This is a genomic window from Aeromonas sp. R4-1 (assembly GCF_040908325.1).
Lineage (GTDB): Bacteria > Pseudomonadota > Gammaproteobacteria > Enterobacterales > Aeromonadaceae > Aeromonas > Aeromonas veronii.
In genome coordinates, this window is record NZ_JBFODM010000082.1 from 1 (window position 1) to 17,274 (window position 17,274).

At 60.4% G+C, this 17,274-nt stretch carries 13 protein-coding genes and 1 pseudogene; 5 read left to right on the forward strand and 9 right to left on the reverse strand.

What is annotated here, in order from left to right:
* The first annotated feature begins 76 nt into the window (after positions 1–76).
* Positions 77–2,218, forward strand: a complete 2,142-nt coding sequence (locus AB5Y90_RS15225) for a sigma 54-interacting transcriptional regulator (RefSeq protein ID WP_368167139.1) — start codon at positions 77–79, stop codon at positions 2,216–2,218.
* A 20-nt stretch (positions 2,219–2,238) separates the two neighbouring features.
* Complete coding sequence (gene fdhD / locus AB5Y90_RS15230; protein WP_368167150.1) at positions 2,239–3,084, forward strand: formate dehydrogenase accessory sulfurtransferase FdhD; 846 nt, start codon at positions 2,239–2,241, stop codon at positions 3,082–3,084.
* A gap of 103 nt (positions 3,085–3,187) precedes the next feature.
* Here the strand turns inward: fdhD and asd are convergent, their stop codons facing one another.
* The 4 genes from asd to AB5Y90_RS15250 all read right to left on the reverse strand — a co-directional run bounded on the left by asd (position 3,188) and on the right by AB5Y90_RS15250 (position 7,802).
* Positions 3,188–4,300: an aspartate-semialdehyde dehydrogenase gene (gene asd, locus AB5Y90_RS15235; protein ID WP_005345266.1), complete on the reverse strand. Its 1,113-nt coding sequence runs from the start codon at positions 4,298–4,300 to the stop codon at positions 3,188–3,190.
* 352 nt (positions 4,301–4,652) lie between these two features.
* The gene (locus tag AB5Y90_RS15240; protein ID WP_336375890.1) at positions 4,653–5,960 is read right to left on the reverse strand and encodes a D-amino acid dehydrogenase; all 1,308 of its coding nucleotides are present in this window, start codon (positions 5,958–5,960) and stop codon (positions 4,653–4,655) included.
* Positions 5,961–6,117: 157 nt separating this feature from the next.
* Complete coding sequence (locus AB5Y90_RS15245) at positions 6,118–7,638, reverse strand: cryptochrome/photolyase family protein (protein ID WP_368167141.1); 1,521 nt, start codon at positions 7,636–7,638, stop codon at positions 6,118–6,120.
* Positions 7,638–7,802: a DUF2256 domain-containing protein gene (locus tag AB5Y90_RS15250; protein WP_080741246.1), complete on the reverse strand. Its 165-nt coding sequence runs from the start codon at positions 7,800–7,802 to the stop codon at positions 7,638–7,640. The genes AB5Y90_RS15245 and AB5Y90_RS15250 overlap by 1 nt, the downstream gene beginning before the upstream one ends.
* A gap of 459 nt (positions 7,803–8,261) precedes the next feature.
* Here AB5Y90_RS15250 and AB5Y90_RS15255 point away from each other — a divergent pair.
* Positions 8,262–9,647 (forward strand): annotated as a pseudogene (locus tag AB5Y90_RS15255) (tryptophanase).
* Positions 9,648–9,781: 134 nt separating this feature from the next.
* Here the strand turns inward: AB5Y90_RS15255 and cdd are convergent.
* The 3 genes from cdd to AB5Y90_RS15270 all read right to left on the reverse strand — a co-directional run bounded on the left by cdd (position 9,782) and on the right by AB5Y90_RS15270 (position 11,903).
* Complete coding sequence (gene cdd / locus AB5Y90_RS15260) at positions 9,782–10,666, reverse strand: cytidine deaminase (RefSeq protein WP_368167143.1); 885 nt, start codon at positions 10,664–10,666, stop codon at positions 9,782–9,784.
* Positions 10,667–10,863: 197 nt separating this feature from the next.
* The gene (locus tag AB5Y90_RS15265) at positions 10,864–11,550 is read right to left on the reverse strand and encodes an LrgB family protein (protein WP_021230200.1); all 687 of its coding nucleotides are present in this window, start codon (positions 11,548–11,550) and stop codon (positions 10,864–10,866) included.
* The gene (locus AB5Y90_RS15270; RefSeq protein ID WP_005333279.1) at positions 11,547–11,903 is read right to left on the reverse strand and encodes a CidA/LrgA family protein; all 357 of its coding nucleotides are present in this window, start codon (positions 11,901–11,903) and stop codon (positions 11,547–11,549) included. The genes AB5Y90_RS15265 and AB5Y90_RS15270 overlap by 4 nt, the downstream gene beginning before the upstream one ends.
* 164 nt (positions 11,904–12,067) lie before the next feature.
* Between AB5Y90_RS15270 and AB5Y90_RS15275 the strand changes: the two genes are divergently transcribed.
* On the forward strand, positions 12,068–13,777 hold the full coding sequence (locus tag AB5Y90_RS15275) for a glycoside hydrolase family 36 protein (RefSeq protein WP_368167144.1): 1,710 nt from the start codon (positions 12,068–12,070) through the stop codon (positions 13,775–13,777).
* A 78-nt stretch (positions 13,778–13,855) separates the two neighbouring features.
* Here the strand turns inward: AB5Y90_RS15275 and AB5Y90_RS15280 are convergent, their stop codons facing one another.
* Together AB5Y90_RS15280 and sbcB are read right to left on the reverse strand one after the other, a co-directional pair.
* A complete protein-coding gene (locus AB5Y90_RS15280; protein WP_005360277.1) occupies positions 13,856–14,356 on the reverse strand; it encodes a hypothetical protein in 501 nt (166 codons plus the stop codon).
* Positions 14,357–14,511: 155 nt separating this feature from the next.
* Positions 14,512–15,927, reverse strand: a complete 1,416-nt coding sequence (gene sbcB / locus AB5Y90_RS15285) for an exodeoxyribonuclease I (protein WP_368167146.1) — start codon at positions 15,925–15,927, stop codon at positions 14,512–14,514.
* Between the two features lie 188 nt (positions 15,928–16,115).
* On the opposite strand from sbcB, the gene AB5Y90_RS15290 reads away from it, so the two are divergent.
* A complete protein-coding gene (locus AB5Y90_RS15290; protein ID WP_368167148.1) occupies positions 16,116–17,102 on the forward strand; it encodes a tyrosine-type recombinase/integrase in 987 nt (328 codons plus the stop codon).
* Positions 17,103–17,274: the final 172 nt, after the last annotated feature.

Genomic DNA, 17,274 nt, shown 5'->3' on the forward strand with positions numbered 1-17,274 from the left:
GCGAAGGTAAGTTGATGACTCATGATGAACCCTGTTCCATGGCTCCAGATGACAAACATGATCTCATATCAGGGACTTGTTCGCACCTTCCCTAAATGTGAGTGCCATCCCCCTGGACGAGATCTCTCCCATCTGGGACGACGGTTTCCTCCTGCTCTCCAAATCCCTCCTGTCGGCCGTGACGCTCGATGATTTTATCCACAAACTCAACAAGATAGATGCCAGCTTCGGCGGCGTGACCCGGGTCAACCTGATCCTCAACATGGGTGCGGACGAGGAGGCCATCTTCTACTTCATGGGACATTCCGGCCCAAAGCATCTGGTCTGCCCCAAGGCAGAGCTGCACCTCTCCCCCCGACCTACCAAAGAGACCCCGGAACAGGCCATCATTCTCGCTGCCGCCCGCTTTGAGAATCGCTGCCCGGCGCTGGATCGCGAAGGGGTCTACGGGGGGCTGCGTTCCTATTGCCAGCTCCCCATCACCACCGCCCGCAGCCACCTTGGCGGGGTCGAGTTTATCAACACCCAGCTCGACAGCTTCACCATGGAGACCCTTGCCAAACTGACCCAGCTTGCGGCCATTATCGCCATTGCGCTGGAGAACGTGCTCGACAAGGAGCGCACTCTGGAGCAGGCCAACTCCCTGCGCCTTGAGCGCGACAGCTGCAAAATTCTGGTGGATGTGACCAACGCGGTAATCAAACTGGTGCGCATCGCCGAGCTGCCCAAGAGCCTGTTTGCCATCCTGCACCACCACTTCGGCATCAGCAGCTTGTGTCTGGCGGAGTACAACGCCACCTCCGACAGCTTCAAGAGCTATCTGGTCAATCAGCACCAGAGCGAGCAGCCGGGCATCATCGATCACTCCTGTTTTGAAAAGAAGTGCCTGCAGGGGGCCCTTGGTCATAGCGAGCCGTTTTTTGTCTATCGCGAACATAGCCACGGCTGCAGCAATCGCTGCCGCTTTACCTCCCAGATCCTGCCGCCAGAGGCCGACAGCTCCTGCATTTTGCCGCTGCGTTATCGGGGCAACCTGCTGGGGGTGTTGATCCTCTCGCACCCCAACGCCGACTTTTTTGCCGATATCGATATCTCTCTGCTGGAGCAGGTGGCGGCGCGCACCGCCATTGCCATGAACAACGTGCAGGCGCAGCAGGAGATCTCCAACACCACGGGGGCCCGCGAGAAGACCATTCGCATCAACGAGCCGCAGATGCAGGGGGAGTTTCCCCACATCATCTACCAGAGCACGGTGATGGAGAGCGTGCTGGAGAAGGTGCGGCTGGTGGCCGAGAGCGACAGCACGGTGCTGATCCTCGGCGAGACTGGTACCGGCAAGGAGCTGATCGCCCAGGCCATTCACGCCCTGAGTGCCCGCCACGACCACGAGATGGTGAAGGTGAACTGCGCCGCCATTCCCACCGGCCTTATCGAGAGCGATCTCTTTGGCCACGAAAAGGGGGCCTTTACCGGCGCCCTGACCCAGCGCATCGGCCGTTTCGAGCGGGCCCACAAAGGCACCCTGTTCCTCGACGAAGTGGGGGATATGCCGCTGGACTTGCAGCCCAAACTCTTGCGGGTATTGCAGGAACACGAGCTGGAGCGGGTAGGCAACAGCAACCCCATCGCGGTGGATGTGCGGCTGGTGGCCGCCACCAACTGCGATCTGCTCTCAATGGTCAAGAACAAGCGTTTCAGAAGCGATCTCTACTACCGCCTCAACGTCTTTCCCATCGAACTGCCGCCGCTGCGCGAGCGCCGCGAGGATATTCCGCTCTTGGTCAATTTCTTTATCAAGAAGATCGCCAAGCGGATGCGCCGCACCATCACCTCGATCCCCGCCGATGCCATGAAGATGCTGGTGTCACTGCCCTGGTACGGCAATATCCGCGAGCTGGAGAACGTTATCGAGCGCGCCGTGGTAATGACCCGCGGCCATGTGCTCAACCTCTCGCCCGATGAGCTGATGCCCCTCAAGGGCTACCACAAGATTGAGACCCTGGTCTATGACGAGCCCGCCACGCCGCTCTTTGCCGAGGGGCCGGAGGATGAGCGCGAGGCTATCATCGCCGCCCTGCGCGACTGCAACGGCATAGTCGCTGGCGAGCGGGGGGCAGCCAACCGCCTCGGCATGAAGCGCACGACCTTGCTCTCCAAAATGAAGCGGCTCGGCATCTCGGCCCGGGATCCCGAGATCATTGACGGGGTCGCACCATGAGAGAGGCCATAGAGCTTGAGATGCGGAGTGAGCAGAGCGAGCAGAGAGAACAAAGCGAGCAGAGCGAACTGGCACGCTGCGCCATCCACCGCGAGGTGGTGCACTACCGCGCCGATACCTTGACCTGCGACAGCGAGATGGAGCTCCCCTCCGAAACGCCGGTGGCGCTGGTCTACAACGGCATCGCCCACAGTGTGATGATGTGCTCGGCCTCCGATCTGGAGGATTTCGCCATCGGCTTTTCGCTATCCGAGGGGATCATCGACAGCCTGCTCGATATCCACGACATCGAGCAGATAGACGGCTGTCAGGGGATTGAGCTGCATATCACCTTGGCCAACCGCTGCATTCATCGCCTCAAAGAGAAGCGGCGTACCATGGCGGGGCGCACCGGTTGCGGCATCTGCGGCAGCGAGAGTCTGGAGCAGGTGATCCGCACCCAACCAATGCTGCCCGACAGTCAGCGTCTGGCGGTGGGCCATATCGACAAGGTATTGAGCGCGCTGCGCCCGCTCCAGCTGCTGGGCCAGCGCACCGGCGCCACCCATGCGGCGGTGCATCTGGACGGGGAGGGCAATATTCTCGCCATTCGCGAGGATGTGGGGCGCCATATTGCGCTGGACAAGCTGGTGGGTCATCTGTGCCGCACTGGTCGGCGGGATGGCGCCATTCTGGTAACCAGCCGCGCCAGCTTCGAGATGGTGCAAAAGTGCGCCAGCGCCGGGGTCGAGATCCTGCTCGCCATTTCGGCCGCCACCGAGCTTGCGGTCGAGCGAGCCGAGCAGACCGGGCTCACCTTGGTCGGTTTTTGCCGCCCCGGTCGGGCCGAGATCTACAGCGGCTGTCAGCGAATCCTGCTCAAGTAATGGCAAGGCCGTGAACCCGTTAAACGGGTCATAAAAACAGGCAATGAAAAAGGGCGGGGAGTGTGACTCCCCGCCCTTGTTGTATCTGCCTATAGCTTGCGGATTAGCGCGCCAGCAGGATACGCAGCATCCGGCGCAGCGGCTCGGCGGCGCCCCACAGCAGTTGGTCACCCACGGTAAAGGCGGCCAGATACTCAGGTCCCATATTGAGCTTGCGCAGACGGCCCACCGGAATGCTGAGGGTGCCGGTAACGGCCGCCGGAGTCAGCTCGCGGGCTGTGATGTCGCGATCGTTGGGGATCACTTTCACCCAGTCGTTGTGGGCAGCCAGCAGCGCTTCGATCTCCGCCAGCGGCACATCCTTTTTCAGCTTGATGGTGAACGCCTGGCTGTGGCAGCGCAGGGCGCCGATCCGCACGCACAAACCATCCACCGGAATGACGGCGTTTTCGATACCCAAAATCTTGTTGGTCTCGGCCTGACCCTTCCACTCTTCACGGCTCTGGCCGTTGTCGAGCTTGGTGTCAATCCAGGGGATAAGGCCACCGGCCAGCGGCACGCCGAAGTTGTCCACCGGCAGGGTGCCGGAACGGGTCTTCTCGGTGATCTTGCGCTCGATGTCGAGGATGGCGGAGGCGGGGTCAGCCAGCTCGACCGCCACTTCGTCACGCAGCATCCCCATCTGGGTAACCAGCTCGCGCATATGGCGGGCTCCGCCACCGGAGGCTGCCTGATAGGTGGCAACGCTCACCCACTCCACCAGATCGGCCTTGAACAGGCCGCCGAGGGCCAGCAGCATCAGGCTGACGGTGCAGTTGCCGCCGACGAAGGTCTTGATGCCATCGTTCAGGGCCTGCTCGATAACGTCGCCGTTGACCGGATCCAGAATGATGACGGCGTCTTTCTCCATCCGCAGGGAGGAGGCGGCGTCAATCCAGTAACCTTGCCAGCCGGCGGCTTTCAGGCGCGGATAGACATCCTTGGTGTAGTCGCCGCCCTGGGCGGTGATGATGATATCCTGCTTGGCCAGCGCCTCGATATCGAAGGCGTCCTGGAGAGTACCGGCATCGACGCCGAAGTTGGGAGCGGCCTCACCGGCCTGGGAGGTGGTGAAGAATGTGGGTTGAATATGGGCGAAATCCTGCTCTTCCTGCATCCGGCTCATCAGAACCGATCCCACCATGCCACGCCAACCGACCAAACCTACTTTTTTCATATTGTCCTACCCTGGATTGCTGCTAAAGAAACTCGCGATGACACCCGTAACCCCTTGTCTGGCGACGCCTGTTTACAAGCGGTTTACAGGCCATTTAAAAAATATGCGCTGCGAAAAATGCGTCTATCCACATTACGGATTGTGGCGGCTTGCGCAAGTCGAATTGCGCAATATTCTGTGCCGTTTGCTGCATTAACCGGCAGCCAGAGCACCGCTCAGGCAGACGGGGAGGGAGAAGGTCAACATCAGACGAAAAGGCCACCGTTTTTGGCGGTGGCCTGTCAATAAAGCGGTTGAGGACGTCCTCTGCTGGGCGTAGTTGGCGAGTGAAACAGCCCGACAGCTTAGGTGCTTAGCCGTAACGAGCCAGAGTGAGCCCCTCATCGCTGATGGCGGGCTCGCTGCCGTTGATAAGATCGCACAGAAGCTGACCCGAACCGGCTGCCATGGTCCAGCCCAGGGTGCCGTGGCCGGTATTGAGCCAGAGACCGGGAATGGGGCTCGGCCCCACCAGCGGGGTGCCGTCCGGTGTCATGGGGCGCAGGCCGGTCCAAAACTCGGCTTGGCTGATATCGCCCCCCTCGGGGAAGAGATCGCCCACCACCATCGCCAGGGTGTCGTGGCGTCTGGGGTTGAGAGCGAGGTTGTAGCCCGACAGCTCCGCCATGCCGCCGACCCGGATCCGCTCGTCAAAGCGGGTGATAGCCACCTTGTAGGTCTCGTCGAGCACGGTGCTGCGCGGTGCGGCCTCGGCGTTGATCATCGGCAGGGTGAGGGAGTAGCCCTTGACCGGATAGACAGGCAGCTCCAGCCCGAGCGGGCGCAGCAGCGGCCGTAGAAAACCGGTGGCATAGCTGCCGAGCGCACAGACGATGGCATCGGCGCGATAGCGCTGCTCGCCCGCCCGCACCGCCACGGCTCGGCCACGGGCTTGCTCAATCTCGTCGATGTCGCAGTTGAAGACGAACTTGACCCCGAGCTTCTCGGCTTCAAGGGCAAGGGCCTTGGTGAAGCGGAAGCAGTCGCCGGTCTCGTCGCCGGGCAGACGCAAGCCGCCGACGATTTTGCCACGCACCCGCGCCAGCGCAGGCTCTGCCGCCTCGCAGCCGCTGGCATCGAGCGACTGGTAGGGGACGCCATACTCCTCCAGCACCTCGATATCGCGCTGACTGGCATCGAGCTGGGATTGGCTGCGAAACAGCTGCAGGGTGCCGAGCTGGCGCCCTTCGTAATCGATGCTCAGCTCGTCGCGCAGCCGCTTCATGCAGTCGCGGCTGTATTCGGCCAGACGCACCATGCGCCCCTTGTTGGTGGCGTAGGCGGTCGGGGTGCAGTTGGCGAGCATTCTGAGCATCCAGCGCAGCTGGAAGGGGTCGGCAGTGGGGCGCACGGTGAAGGGGGCATGCTTTTGCAGCATCCACTTGGCGGCCTTGAGGGGAATGCCGGGGGCCGCCCAGGGGGCCGCATAACCCGGGGATATCTGCCCGGCGTTGGCATGGCTGGTTTCAAGGGCGACGCCACCTTGTCGCTCCAGCAGGGTTACTTTGTGACCCGCTTTGGCCAGATACCAGGCGCTGGTTACCCCAATTACGCCGCCACCGAGAACCACTATCTCCATATCGTCTTTCCTTGACTGATCTCCTGATGTGGCCACCACCATAATCAGCCGCCACAGGATATTCAACCGCTCTGCGCAGGATTGGGATCTCCGTCTGCTTGCCTGTCACAAGCTGGTGTTTGGTGCGATGGTGAGCCTGATTGCCAGCGTAAATCGCTGTGCTGTTGTCAGTGTGAATGTGCCAGGGGACATGGCCCGCTTACAACTGCTCCAGCTTGATCAGGTACTGCTCCGCCGTCGCCAGAATGGCCTGCTGCTGTTCGGCGGCTTGGCCATCCCAGTTGGCATAGGGGAGGGCGAGGCGGGGATTGCCGCCCAGTTTTTCCCGATTGCGCCAGAGAAAGTGCCAGTAGAGGCTGTTGAAGGGGCAACTTCCGTCGCCGCTGCGGGCTTTGACCTGATAGTGGCACCCCTTGCAGTAGTGGCCCATCCGTTCGAGATAGGCGCCGCTGCTGGCGTAGGGCTTGCTGCCCATCAGGCCGCCATCGGCAAACTGGCTCATGCCGCGGGTGTTGGGCAGCTCGACCCACTCGATGGCATCCACATAGATACCGAGATACCAGTCATCCACCTCGTCAGGATCGATCCCCGCCAGCAGGGCAAAGTTGCCGGTCACCATTAGCCGCTGGATATGGTGGGCGTAGCCATGCTCAAGAGACTGGCGAATGGCGTGACGCACGCAGGCCATCCTGGTTTCGCCACTCCAGAAGAAACCGGGCAGCGGCCGGTTGGCCCCGAGAAAATTGGCCTGCTGGTAGTCGGGCATCTTTTCCCAGTAGAGGGCGCGGACAAACTCGCGCCAGCCGAGGATCTGGCGGATAAACCCCTCCACCTGTGCCAACGTGATGGTGGCCTGATTGGCCTGCCAGTGGGTCTCGGCGGCGCGGATCACCTCAAGCGGATGAAGCATCATGCTGTTGAGGGAAAACGACAAACGGCTGTGAAACAGACTCCAGCCCCGCTCGCTCAGGGCATCCTGATAGCGGCCAAAGTGAGGCAGGCAGTGGGTGAGAAAATGGGCGAGCAGCTCGCGACTCTGGCGCCTTGTGATGGGCCAGGGCAGCCTGCTGGCATCCGCCTCGCCGATGGTGCTGACCCCGTGGCGGGTCAGCATGGCATCAATCTCGATCACCTCGTTGGCAAAGGTGAGGGGCGCCGGGATGGGCTGGCTCGCCGGCAGTTTGGCGCGGTTCTCGTCATCAAAATTCCAGCGCCCGCCAAGGGGTTGGCCGCGCTCATCGAGCAGCACTTGGTATTGCTTTCGCAGGGCGCGGTAGAAGAACTCCATCCGGCTATGGGGGTAGCGCTGCCAGCCATCGCGGGGGGTGAGAAAATGTTCGCTCTCCACCTCGGTAGCTGGGATGACAAGATCCGCCGCCCAGCTTTTCAACTGGCTGGCGAGGCGCCACTCATCCGGGCTCTGCCAGGCAAAGCTGCTGGCCTGATGTGCTTCGAGCTGAGCCTCCAGCAAGCCGGGCAAGTCGGGCCAGCGGGCGCTCTCATCAAGGGTCAGGTAACAGACGCGGTGGCCCGCTTGGGTGAGTGCCGCCGCGAAGGCGCGCATGGCGGCAAAGAAGGCCAGCACCTTCTGGCGATGGTGGCGACAGTAGTCGGTCTCCTGACGCAGCTCTGCCATCAGATAGCAGACCGCCGGATCCGGGGTGCGAAACCAGCTGTGACCGGCGTTCAGCTGATCGCCGAGAATCAGGCGCAGCTCCATCAGACTCGCTCCCCCTCAGGTTGCTGGCTGCGGTGACGAGCGTGGCGACAGCGTTCGCTGCAGTAGCGAACCTCCTCCCAACTGCGCGCCCACTTGCGCCGCCAACTGAAGGGGCGCTGGCAGACGGGGCAGATCTTCTCGGGCAGATGGGGTTTGCGATGCATGATGGCTTCCGGCCTTGGCTGATGGGGGATGTGGCGTGTGGGTAGGGAGAATAACGAACCGGGGACGTGGACGGATCAACCTCACTGCCAGTTTGCCGCGCAGATGTGCACTTTGTGAGCGGGCGCACAGCCCGTCGGTGCACTCCTTGTTTGCCAATTAACCAGCCGTTAACGTGGCGAGGCTGCCTATTGGCAGCATTCATCAACGGATCTTATTGGCCACCGACTGTCTACAACGATATGGAGGGGAGTGATGCCAATCATGACAGCTACGCCCCGGGCAGCTTGCCTGCTCGCCCACTGGTATACCCGGGATCCCATTCTCACCTTCGACTTTCCTCACCGCTGATTGGCGGCACCCGCCGTTTGAATTTATCAGCCGGACGACCCTGATCGCCCCGGCCTCTTTGCCAATCCCGATTTCAAACACACTGGCCTTGCGCCGGTGAGGAGTCTTTTATGCGTCGTATACCCGAGCCGTTTCGTATCAAGATGGTCGAGCCGATCAAACAGACCACTGGCGCCGAGCGCCGCGCCGCCCTCGAGGCCGCTGGCTGGAACCCCTTCCTGCTGCTGGCCGAGGATGTCTATATCGACCTGCTGACCGACAGTGGCACAGGTGCCATGTCCGATCGCCAGTGGGCCGGCATCATGATGGGGGATGAGGCCTATGCGGGCAGCCGCAATTTCGTCGAGCTGGAGCGCACGGTGCGCGAGATTTTTGGTTACCAGCATGTGATGCCCACCCACCAGGGGCGCGGGGCGGAGCAGATCCTCTTCCCCGAGCTGGTCAAACGCTGCAAGGGCAAGGCGCCGGTCTTTATCTCCAACTACCACTTCGACACCACCAAGGCTCACGTGGAGTTGGCTGGGGCGCGGGCCATCAACCTGCTTACCCCGAAAGCGCTCGACACCACGGCCCCTTATGCCTGGAAGGGGGACTTTGATCTCCCTCGCCTGAGTGACACCATCGAGACCCTGGGGGCCGACAACGTGGCCGGCATCATCATCACGGTGACCTGCAACAGTGCCGGTGGCCAGCCGGTCTCCATGGCCAATATGGAGGCGGTCTCCGAGCTGGCCCGTCGTCACCATATTCCGGTGGTGATCGACGCCGCCCGCTTCGCCGAGAACGCCTAGTTTATCATGGAGCGGGATCCGGCCTATGCCAAGCACAGCATCAAGGAGATAGTGCGCCAGATGTTTGCGCTGGGGGACATCTTCACCATGTCGGCAAAGAAGGACGGGTTGGTCAATATCGGCGGGCTCTGCTGCTTTAAAGAGGATCTCGACCTGTTCCGTGCGGTGCAGGTGCGCTGCGTGGCGATGGAGGGGTTTGTCACCTATGGCGGCCTTGCCGGGCGGGATATGGCGGCGCTTGCCATCGGCCTGCGCGAGGGGATGGATGAGGAGTATCTCACCTACCGTATCAGTCAGGTGGCCTATCTCGGCGAGCGGCTGGCCGAGGCTGGCATCCCCATCCAGACCCCCACCGGCGGTCATGCGGTCTTTGTCGATGCCAAAAAGCTGTTGCCCCATATTCCGGCCGAGCAGTTCCCGGCCCATGCGCTCGCCTGCGAGCTTTATCTGGAAGGGGGCGTGCGCGGGGTGGAGATTGGCTCCCTGCTGCTGGGGCGTGATCCCGCCACCGGCAAGCAGGAGGCGGCGGATTTTGAACTGTTGCGTCTCACCATTCCGCGCCGGGTCTACACCCGGGATCACATGGACTATGTGGCCGACTGCCTGATCGCGCTGAAAGCGCGGGCCAGCCACATTCGCGGGCTCACCTTTGACTACGAGCCGCCGTTGCTGCGCCACTTCACCGCGCGGCTGAAACCTGTCTGATCAGCAACCGGTCAGACGGGGTGATCAACCGCGCCAAGCCGTGAGGATCACCGGTCGCTCCCGGTTAAACGGCCCAGTAAAAAAGCCCCCGCACCAAGGTGCGGGGGCTTTCGTTTATCGACGCAAAGCAGGGGTCAGACCGCCTGATACTCCAGCTTGACGGAGCCCAGTGCCTTGAGGGTGGACTGGGCGGAGTCACGCTGGCTGATCTGGCCGTTTTTGTTCTCCAGCAGCACGGCGCGGCGGATGGTGGCGAGATCTTCGCCATTAAGCACCGCATGGGCGCAGGCCATCTGCATCGGCGGCAGGCTGGGGTTGAAGGCGGCATTCTCGGCGTAGCGGCCAGAGAAGGTGCGGCCATCGGCAAACTGCAGCGCCACCGCGGCATACCCCTGACTGTAGGGGGCGTAGCTTTGACGGGCTGCGGCCAGCGCGGCGTGCCACAGCGGGTCTTCGCTTTGAAGCTCAAGCTCTGCGTGATCCTGCGGGCTCATCAGCGCATCCGTGATGTCGAGATCTGCCGGTCCAAACGAGTGGGGCAGGAAGGATTGCAGGGCGCTCAGGTCATCGGGCAGAGAGACTTTCAGGATCTTGGCGGTGCTCAGCTCGTTCATAAACTGACGGCAGTGGCCGCAGGGGGTGTAGTTGACGGTGATTTCGCTGATCCCGGTCTCGCCACCCAGCCAGGCATTGGAGATGGCGGACTGCTCGGCGTGGACCGAGTGGAACAGACCTTGCCCCGCGAACTCCATGTTGGCACCGAAGTACCAGCTGCCACTCAGGCCGCAGGCGATGGCACCGACATAAAACTTGGAGATGGGTGCCACAGAACAGGCGGCGGCCAGCGGCAACAGGGCGAGGCGCAGGGCGCGATCATCGAGACCTGTGGCGGCTTTCAGGGTGGCGACTTGCTCCGGCGTGAAGCGGGCGTTGAAGTCGGCACTATCCAGCATGGGCTGCACGGCTGCTTTGAGCGGGGCAGAGAGGGTATCGAATGGCTTGGCAAAACGGGGATGCATAGTGTGTCCTCAAAGGCCAATTGGGCGGCCATTGTAGGGAGCAAGCTCGGGTAAATGTGTGAGCAGGCTCACGCCCTGACGGGCAAACGGAGGGGGATGGTAATGGAAACGTTTGTCTTGTGCAAATTGTGCGGCAGGTCGCACCCCGAGAGGCCAGCAGGCCCCCCGGAATGGTCAACAGGTGGTCAATGGGGTGATCAGATCAGCCAGTGATAGATGGCAAACAGCAGCGGGGCGACGGCAGCGGTGAGGATGCCGCACACCACCATGGCGAGCGATGCAAAGGCCCCCTGGGTGATCCCCTTCTCGGCGGAGGTGGCGGTGCCGATGGCGTGGGCACAGGCCCCCATGGCGAGCCCTTGGGCTTCCGGATCGGTCACTTTGAGCAGTCTGAGCAGCGGGTAGCCGATCAGGGCACCGACAATCCCCACTACCACCACCACGGCCGCCGCGATGGCGGGAATGCCGCCAATGGACTGGCTGACGCTCATGGCGAGTGGGGTGGTGATGGATTTGGTGGCAAGGGAGGCGAGCAGCGCCGGATCTGTGCCCATAAAATGACCGATCAGCAGGGTTGTGCACACCGAGATCAAGACGGAGGCGAGGGTACAGATTAGGATGGGCTTGAGCTTGGCCTGGATCTGGCGTGCCTGCTGATAGAGCGGCAGCGCCAGCGCCACTACGGCGGGTTCCAGCAGCATGGTAATGGGGCTGCTGCCGCGCTCGTACTGCTCAAGGGGCAGATCAAACCAGAGCAGCAGGCCGATGATCACCGCGGTCGGCACCAGCACAGGGTTGATGATGGGCCAGGGTAGGCGTCGATAGAGGGCGCGGGTGGCGAAATAGAGCGCCAGGGTCAGAGGGATCGCTAGCCAGAAGATCATTTGTTCATCCTCTGGTAGAGCCGACCGACGGTGGCGAGGATCAGCACGATCCCGAGCACGATGCAGAGCATGATGACGCCGAAGGATTGGCGCAGGGGCTCTAGCCAGGCCACCAGCCCGACCGCGACCGGCACGAACAAAACGCCCATGTGGCGCAGCAGCAAGCCAGCGCCCAGCTCGACCCAGTGCAGCTTGATCAGCTGCAGGGAGAGCAGCACGAACAGCAGCAGCATGCCGATGATGCTGCCGGGAAACGCAAACGGCAGGATGGCTGCCACGGATTTGCCTGCCAGCAGGCAGGCGACGATGACCATAAAGTCACGAAAGTACAGCAAGGCGCGTTGCGCGATCACGTGAACCTCATCGACTGGGAAGAAAAATCGCAGTTTACCAGAGAGGCCGGGTCGCGGCATTAAAACAATAACAACTGAAATCAGTTCGTTTGAAGCTGATTTGTATGCAGATTATCTGTTGAACATCGTCTGATAGAACCCTTTTCGAACTACAAGGAGTAGTGATGACATCCCTCTTGTCCCGAGTTCGCCAGTTGGCGAACGATAATGCGTTGCCACCCCATCTGCTGCAAACCCGTCAGTGGGAAGGCCCCCTGTGCCGGGTGCGACTCGACAACACTGGCCCTGATGCCACTCCGGTTGAGCGCTGGGTGCTGTTTGACGGCAAGCTTGGCCTGCCGGTGGAGAGTGCCATCTATGGCGAAGGATTCCAGATGCTGGCCCAGACCATGGGCAGCTGGCAATCACCACAACATGTCGGCCGTTGTCCCGATGCCAGCGTCTATCGCATCACCGATGACAATGGCTATCACACCATTCACAACCTGCTGCTGGTAGAGCATGGCAAGGGGTGGCTGCTGCTCGCCTTTGCCAGCTGCCACCGTTTTGGCGGGGAGTTTCGTCTCTATCCCGATGGCCGCTTGCAGATCCTGATGAACTGCGAAGGGCGAAAACTTGCAGCCGGTGAGCACTGGCAGAGCGAGGCGCTGATCTGCCTCGAAGGGGCTGAGCGCGAGGATCTGCTGGCCGAGTTGGCACGGCTGATCGAGGCCGAGCACGGCTCGCTGATCGGCAAGGTGAGTGAGCGCCCGAGCGGCTGGTGCTCCTGGTATCACTACTACGCCGAGGTAAGTGCCGCCGATATTCGCGAAAATCTGCAGGTGCGTGCCGAGCGCTTCCCGGCCCTGCGCTATGTGCAGATCGACGACGGCTATCAGGCCAAAATGGGCGACTGGCTTACCCCGTCGGCCAAGTTCGAGCAAGGTGTTGCTTCATTGGCTGCGGAGATCAAACAGGCTGGCTGCGAGCCCGCCCTCTGGGTCGCTCCCTTTATTGCCGAACCCGGTTCGCAGGTGTTTCAGGATCACCCCGACTGGTTTGTGAAGGGGGATGACGGTCTGCCGTTGCCCTCCGAGCGTGTCACCTATGGCGGCTGGCGCTGCACCCCCTGGTATGTGCTGGATGGTACCCACCCCGAGGTGCAGGCGCACCTTGAGCAGGTGTTCCGAACCCTGCGCGAGCAGTGGGGCATCCACTACTTCAAGCTCGATGCCAATTTCTGGGGCGCCATCCACGGTGGCCGTTTCCACGATCTGGCCGCCACCCGGGTCGAGGCCTATCGGCGCGGCATGGCGGCCATCCTGCGTGGTGCAGGTGAAGGCGCTTTCCTGCTCGGTTGCAACGCCCCCATCTGGCCGAGCCTTGGGCTGGTGCACGGCATGCGGGTGAGTGATGATGTGGAGCGCAATGGCCACCGCTATCGCCAGATCGCCCGCGAGGCCTTCTGCCGCGCCTGGCAGAATGACAAGCTCTGGGCCCTCGACCCCGACTGCATCTGTCTGTGTGATCTGCCGAGCCAGCAGGCAAGCAAGGCGGATTACAGCTTCCATCTGGCAGCGCTGGTGGCGAGCGGCGGCATGATGCTGGCCGGTGATCGGCTGCAGGATCTCGATGAGGAGCAGGCGGCGCAACTGCGCAAGCTGCTTGCGCTCTGCGCAGCCCGAGCACCCTCTGCCCGTTTCGAGTCGATGGACTTTGCCTGTGGTGAAGTGAGCCTGCCCGAGGGCGGCACTCTGCTCTGCCTCTTCAACTGGGAGGGGCAACCACAGGAGTTTCTGCTGCCGGAAGGGGGAACAGATTTTTGGCAGGGGCAGGCAGTCGGTACGGCTGTCACCCTGCAAGGGGGCGAGGGGCGGGTGATCCACTACACCTGATCACAGCCTCACCATAAACAATTCAGGCTCCATCATGGAGCCTGAATTGTTTCAATTAGCGGTTATCAGTCACGTTTTTCAGTAACGCCACTCAAAACCAACGGCGTATTTGGCGGAGCCATAGCCCGGGATGTCACTGCCGGAGGCGATCGCCTTGAGGGTCAGCAACGGGGTGATGGGCACCCCCAGACCAAAACCGATGGCCAGCTGATCATTGGGGTTCCCCATCAGATCGACCCGCATCACTCGATAGAGGGACATATCCTCGCTCAGGTGCATATAGGCTTGAGAAGCGCGGTTATAGACCTGACCAAACACCTCCAGCTGGAAACCTGACTGGGCGCTGATGGCCAGCGGTACCCCGACAAACTTGTAGAGATGGGAGCCGTTGAAGTAGCTGTTGGTGATCAGGGGAGTGAAATCAGTCTGCTGATAAAGGGTATTGAAGTTCTGTTCTACGATGCGATAGGTCTGCTCGGGCAGGCGAGCAAGATAATCCGGCACATCGAACCGGTATGCGGCGTTGGCTGCCAGCGGCAGCAGAGCCAGTAATCCGAGCAGTGCGTGGTGACGAGGCATCAGCAAATGGCTTCCGTTCGGCCAAAGAAATCTCTTGCTTGGGAGACATCCGCTCAGGATGTTGCAAGATATTGGTTTTTGGGGAAATCCCCTTCGTCATTATGACCTGAAGAAGGGGATGAGCGGGAAGGATTTATTGTGAAACTACTCACAACTCATAAATCTTCCAGATAGTGGTAGAGACTCTTTAGAATCGCAAAGTTCCGTTCGTTACTCTGGTTCTGCTCGGCCAGTGCCTCGAGACGGGGCACGTAGTCCGGCAGACGGCGGCTGAAGTAGTCGCTGCAGTGCAGGCGCCAGCGTTTCTGCTCTGCTTCGCTCAAGGTGTGTGGCCAGTTGCGGGCGCGGTAGCGGAACAGCATCTCCGGCAGCCGGGAGTCGGTAAAGGCGAACTCCCGCTCACCCAGCAGATCCGCGGGGGTGGCACGCACCAGATCCATGGTGGACTTGTCGCCATGGCCAAAGAATCCGGCGTAGAGCTGGGTATCGGGGTCGCTGTCATTGCTGCCGGCGAACTCTTGATTGAACACTTCCACCAGTTTTTCCCGCACCTCTGGGTGGGCGCGCAGCAGATCCAGGCTCTTGCGGCACTGCTCCCGATTGATGCCGAGCTCATTGGCGCGCTCCGCGGTCAGGGTGGCGGCCGGCGCCAGTACCGGGCACTTGTTGATGTGTACCAGTTTCACCGGAATGCTTGCCAGATCCCCCAGCTCCTCTTTCTTGGTGTAGAGGCGCTCGCGGATCTCTTCGCTGGAGAGTTCAATGAGCGGGGTGGGGTCGCGGGTCAGGTCGACCATGATCACCGCGTTCTGGTTGGTGGGGTGCCAGGCGAGTGGCGAGACCCAGCTTGCACAACCCTGCCAAGGGGAGAACATGCCGGAGACATGCACCAGCGGCTTCATGGTCACCACGTCAATCAGCGCCTTCACCTTGTTCTTGTTGCGAAGGTCAAAGAGGTAACCAAACAGCTTGGGTTGGGCTTTTTTCACCAGCTTGGCCATCTCGATGGTGGCCAGTACGTCCGAGAGTGCATCGTGAGCATTGGCGTGGGCCACGCCGTTGGCGACTGTCAGCTTTTCAAGTCTGAAACTCGGCTTGCCCTCATCGTCAAAGGCCCACTCGATCCCCTCCGGGCGCAGGGCATAGCAGGCCCGCAGCATGTCGAGAATATCCCATCGGGAGTTGCCGTTCTGCCAGCTGTAGGCATAGGGGTCATAGAAGTTGCGATAGAGGGTGTAGCGGGTCACTTCATCATCGAAGCGGATGCTGTTGTAGCCAAGCACACAGGTATTCGGCGTGGCGAATTGCTCGTGGATCTGGCGAATGAAATCCGGCTCGCACAGCCCATCCTTCATTGCCTTTTGTGGTGTGATACCGGTAATCAGGCACGCCTCCGGATCCGGCAGGTAGTCCGCCGGAGGCTTGCAATAGATGACCAGCGGCTCACCAATGATATTGAAATCCGCATCGGTACGAATACCGGCAAACTGCGACGGTCTGTCCTTGGCGGGGCTGATGCCGAAGGTCTCGTAGTCGTGGAAATAGAAGGTAGGATTTGTCTGCTGGTTCATTTCGTGGTTCTGAATTGTGTCTATATGCTTGAAAAACAAGTCGTTATACGGAGTGTTATCTCAGATTGTCTCACTTTGTCCGATCTTGATTCAGTCCGTTTCAGACCAGTTTGGTACATATCTGTGTACACGTTAGGACGCGTTAATGTGTCAGTGAAAAATCAGATGACCAGTCACAGGAGAGTCATATGCCACTTACTGATACGAAGCTACGGGCCCTCTATGGTAAGCCCTACTTTGGCAAGACGGAATTGTCAGACCGTGATGGACTGTCAGCTCGGGTCACCGAGCGAGGCACCATCTCGTGGCAATATCGCTATCGCTGGCAAGGAAAAGCAGCGAGACTCAAAATTGGACGCTATCCCGACCTTAAACTCGCTGATGCCAAGGCGTTGATCCCTGCTATCCGTGGCGCTCTTGAACGTAATGAACATCCCAGAGTTTTCTGGGATAAACTCCACCAGAAGCATGATGTCACCCTGAAACAGTGCTGCGAGCATTTTCGTGAGCACCATTTGCCCAAGCTGCGGCCTCGTACGGTCATGCTCTATGAGCATACCATGCAGCGCTATTTCGAACCTCTGTTTATTGGTATTCCGGTGGAACAGATCCCGTTTTCGAGCTGGCTGGAGTGGTTTGATAAGATTGGCAAGAAAAAGCCGAAAAACGCAGGGCATTTATTGCGCAGGTTAAAATCCATACTTAGTTTTTGTATTCGGCGTAATCTCATTGGCGGCTCCCCGGTGCTGCAATTACGCACCGAAGATGTGGGCTCTCAACCTGAGAGAGGCTCTCGTGTGTTGACCATGCGTGAACTCGCTCAGATTTGGATTGCATTTGAACAGAGCAGGGCCAGCCGCGGATTAAAATTGGCAGCCAAATTGGTGATCCTACTTGGCTGTCGCAGCGGCGAGGCATTGGGTGCGCAGTGGAGTGAGTTTAATCTGGAGGAGCGAATTTGGACGGTTCCCGCTGCTCGAGCCAAATGTGGTGCGCCAATACGTCGGCCTATTCCTGGCAGGGTGATGATGTTGCTGCAAGAAGCGGCAGCGAGATCTCGGCTAAGGGGAGGGCCAGTATGTCGCTCGCCAGTGAATCCAAAAAGATCGTTGAGCAGTGCGTCTCTGATCCAGTTAGGGAAGGTGCGAATAAGCGGGGAAATTCTCCTCGGCTGACTCAGTCATTTCATTTCTTCATGTTTGAGCCGATTTCTTCTCCCGTAAATGCCTTGAATCAGCCTATTTAGACCGTTTCTTCGCCATTTAAGGCGTTATTCCCAGTTTTTAGTGAGATCTCTCCCACTGACGTATCATTTGGTCCGCCCGAAACAGGTTGGCCAGCGTGAAT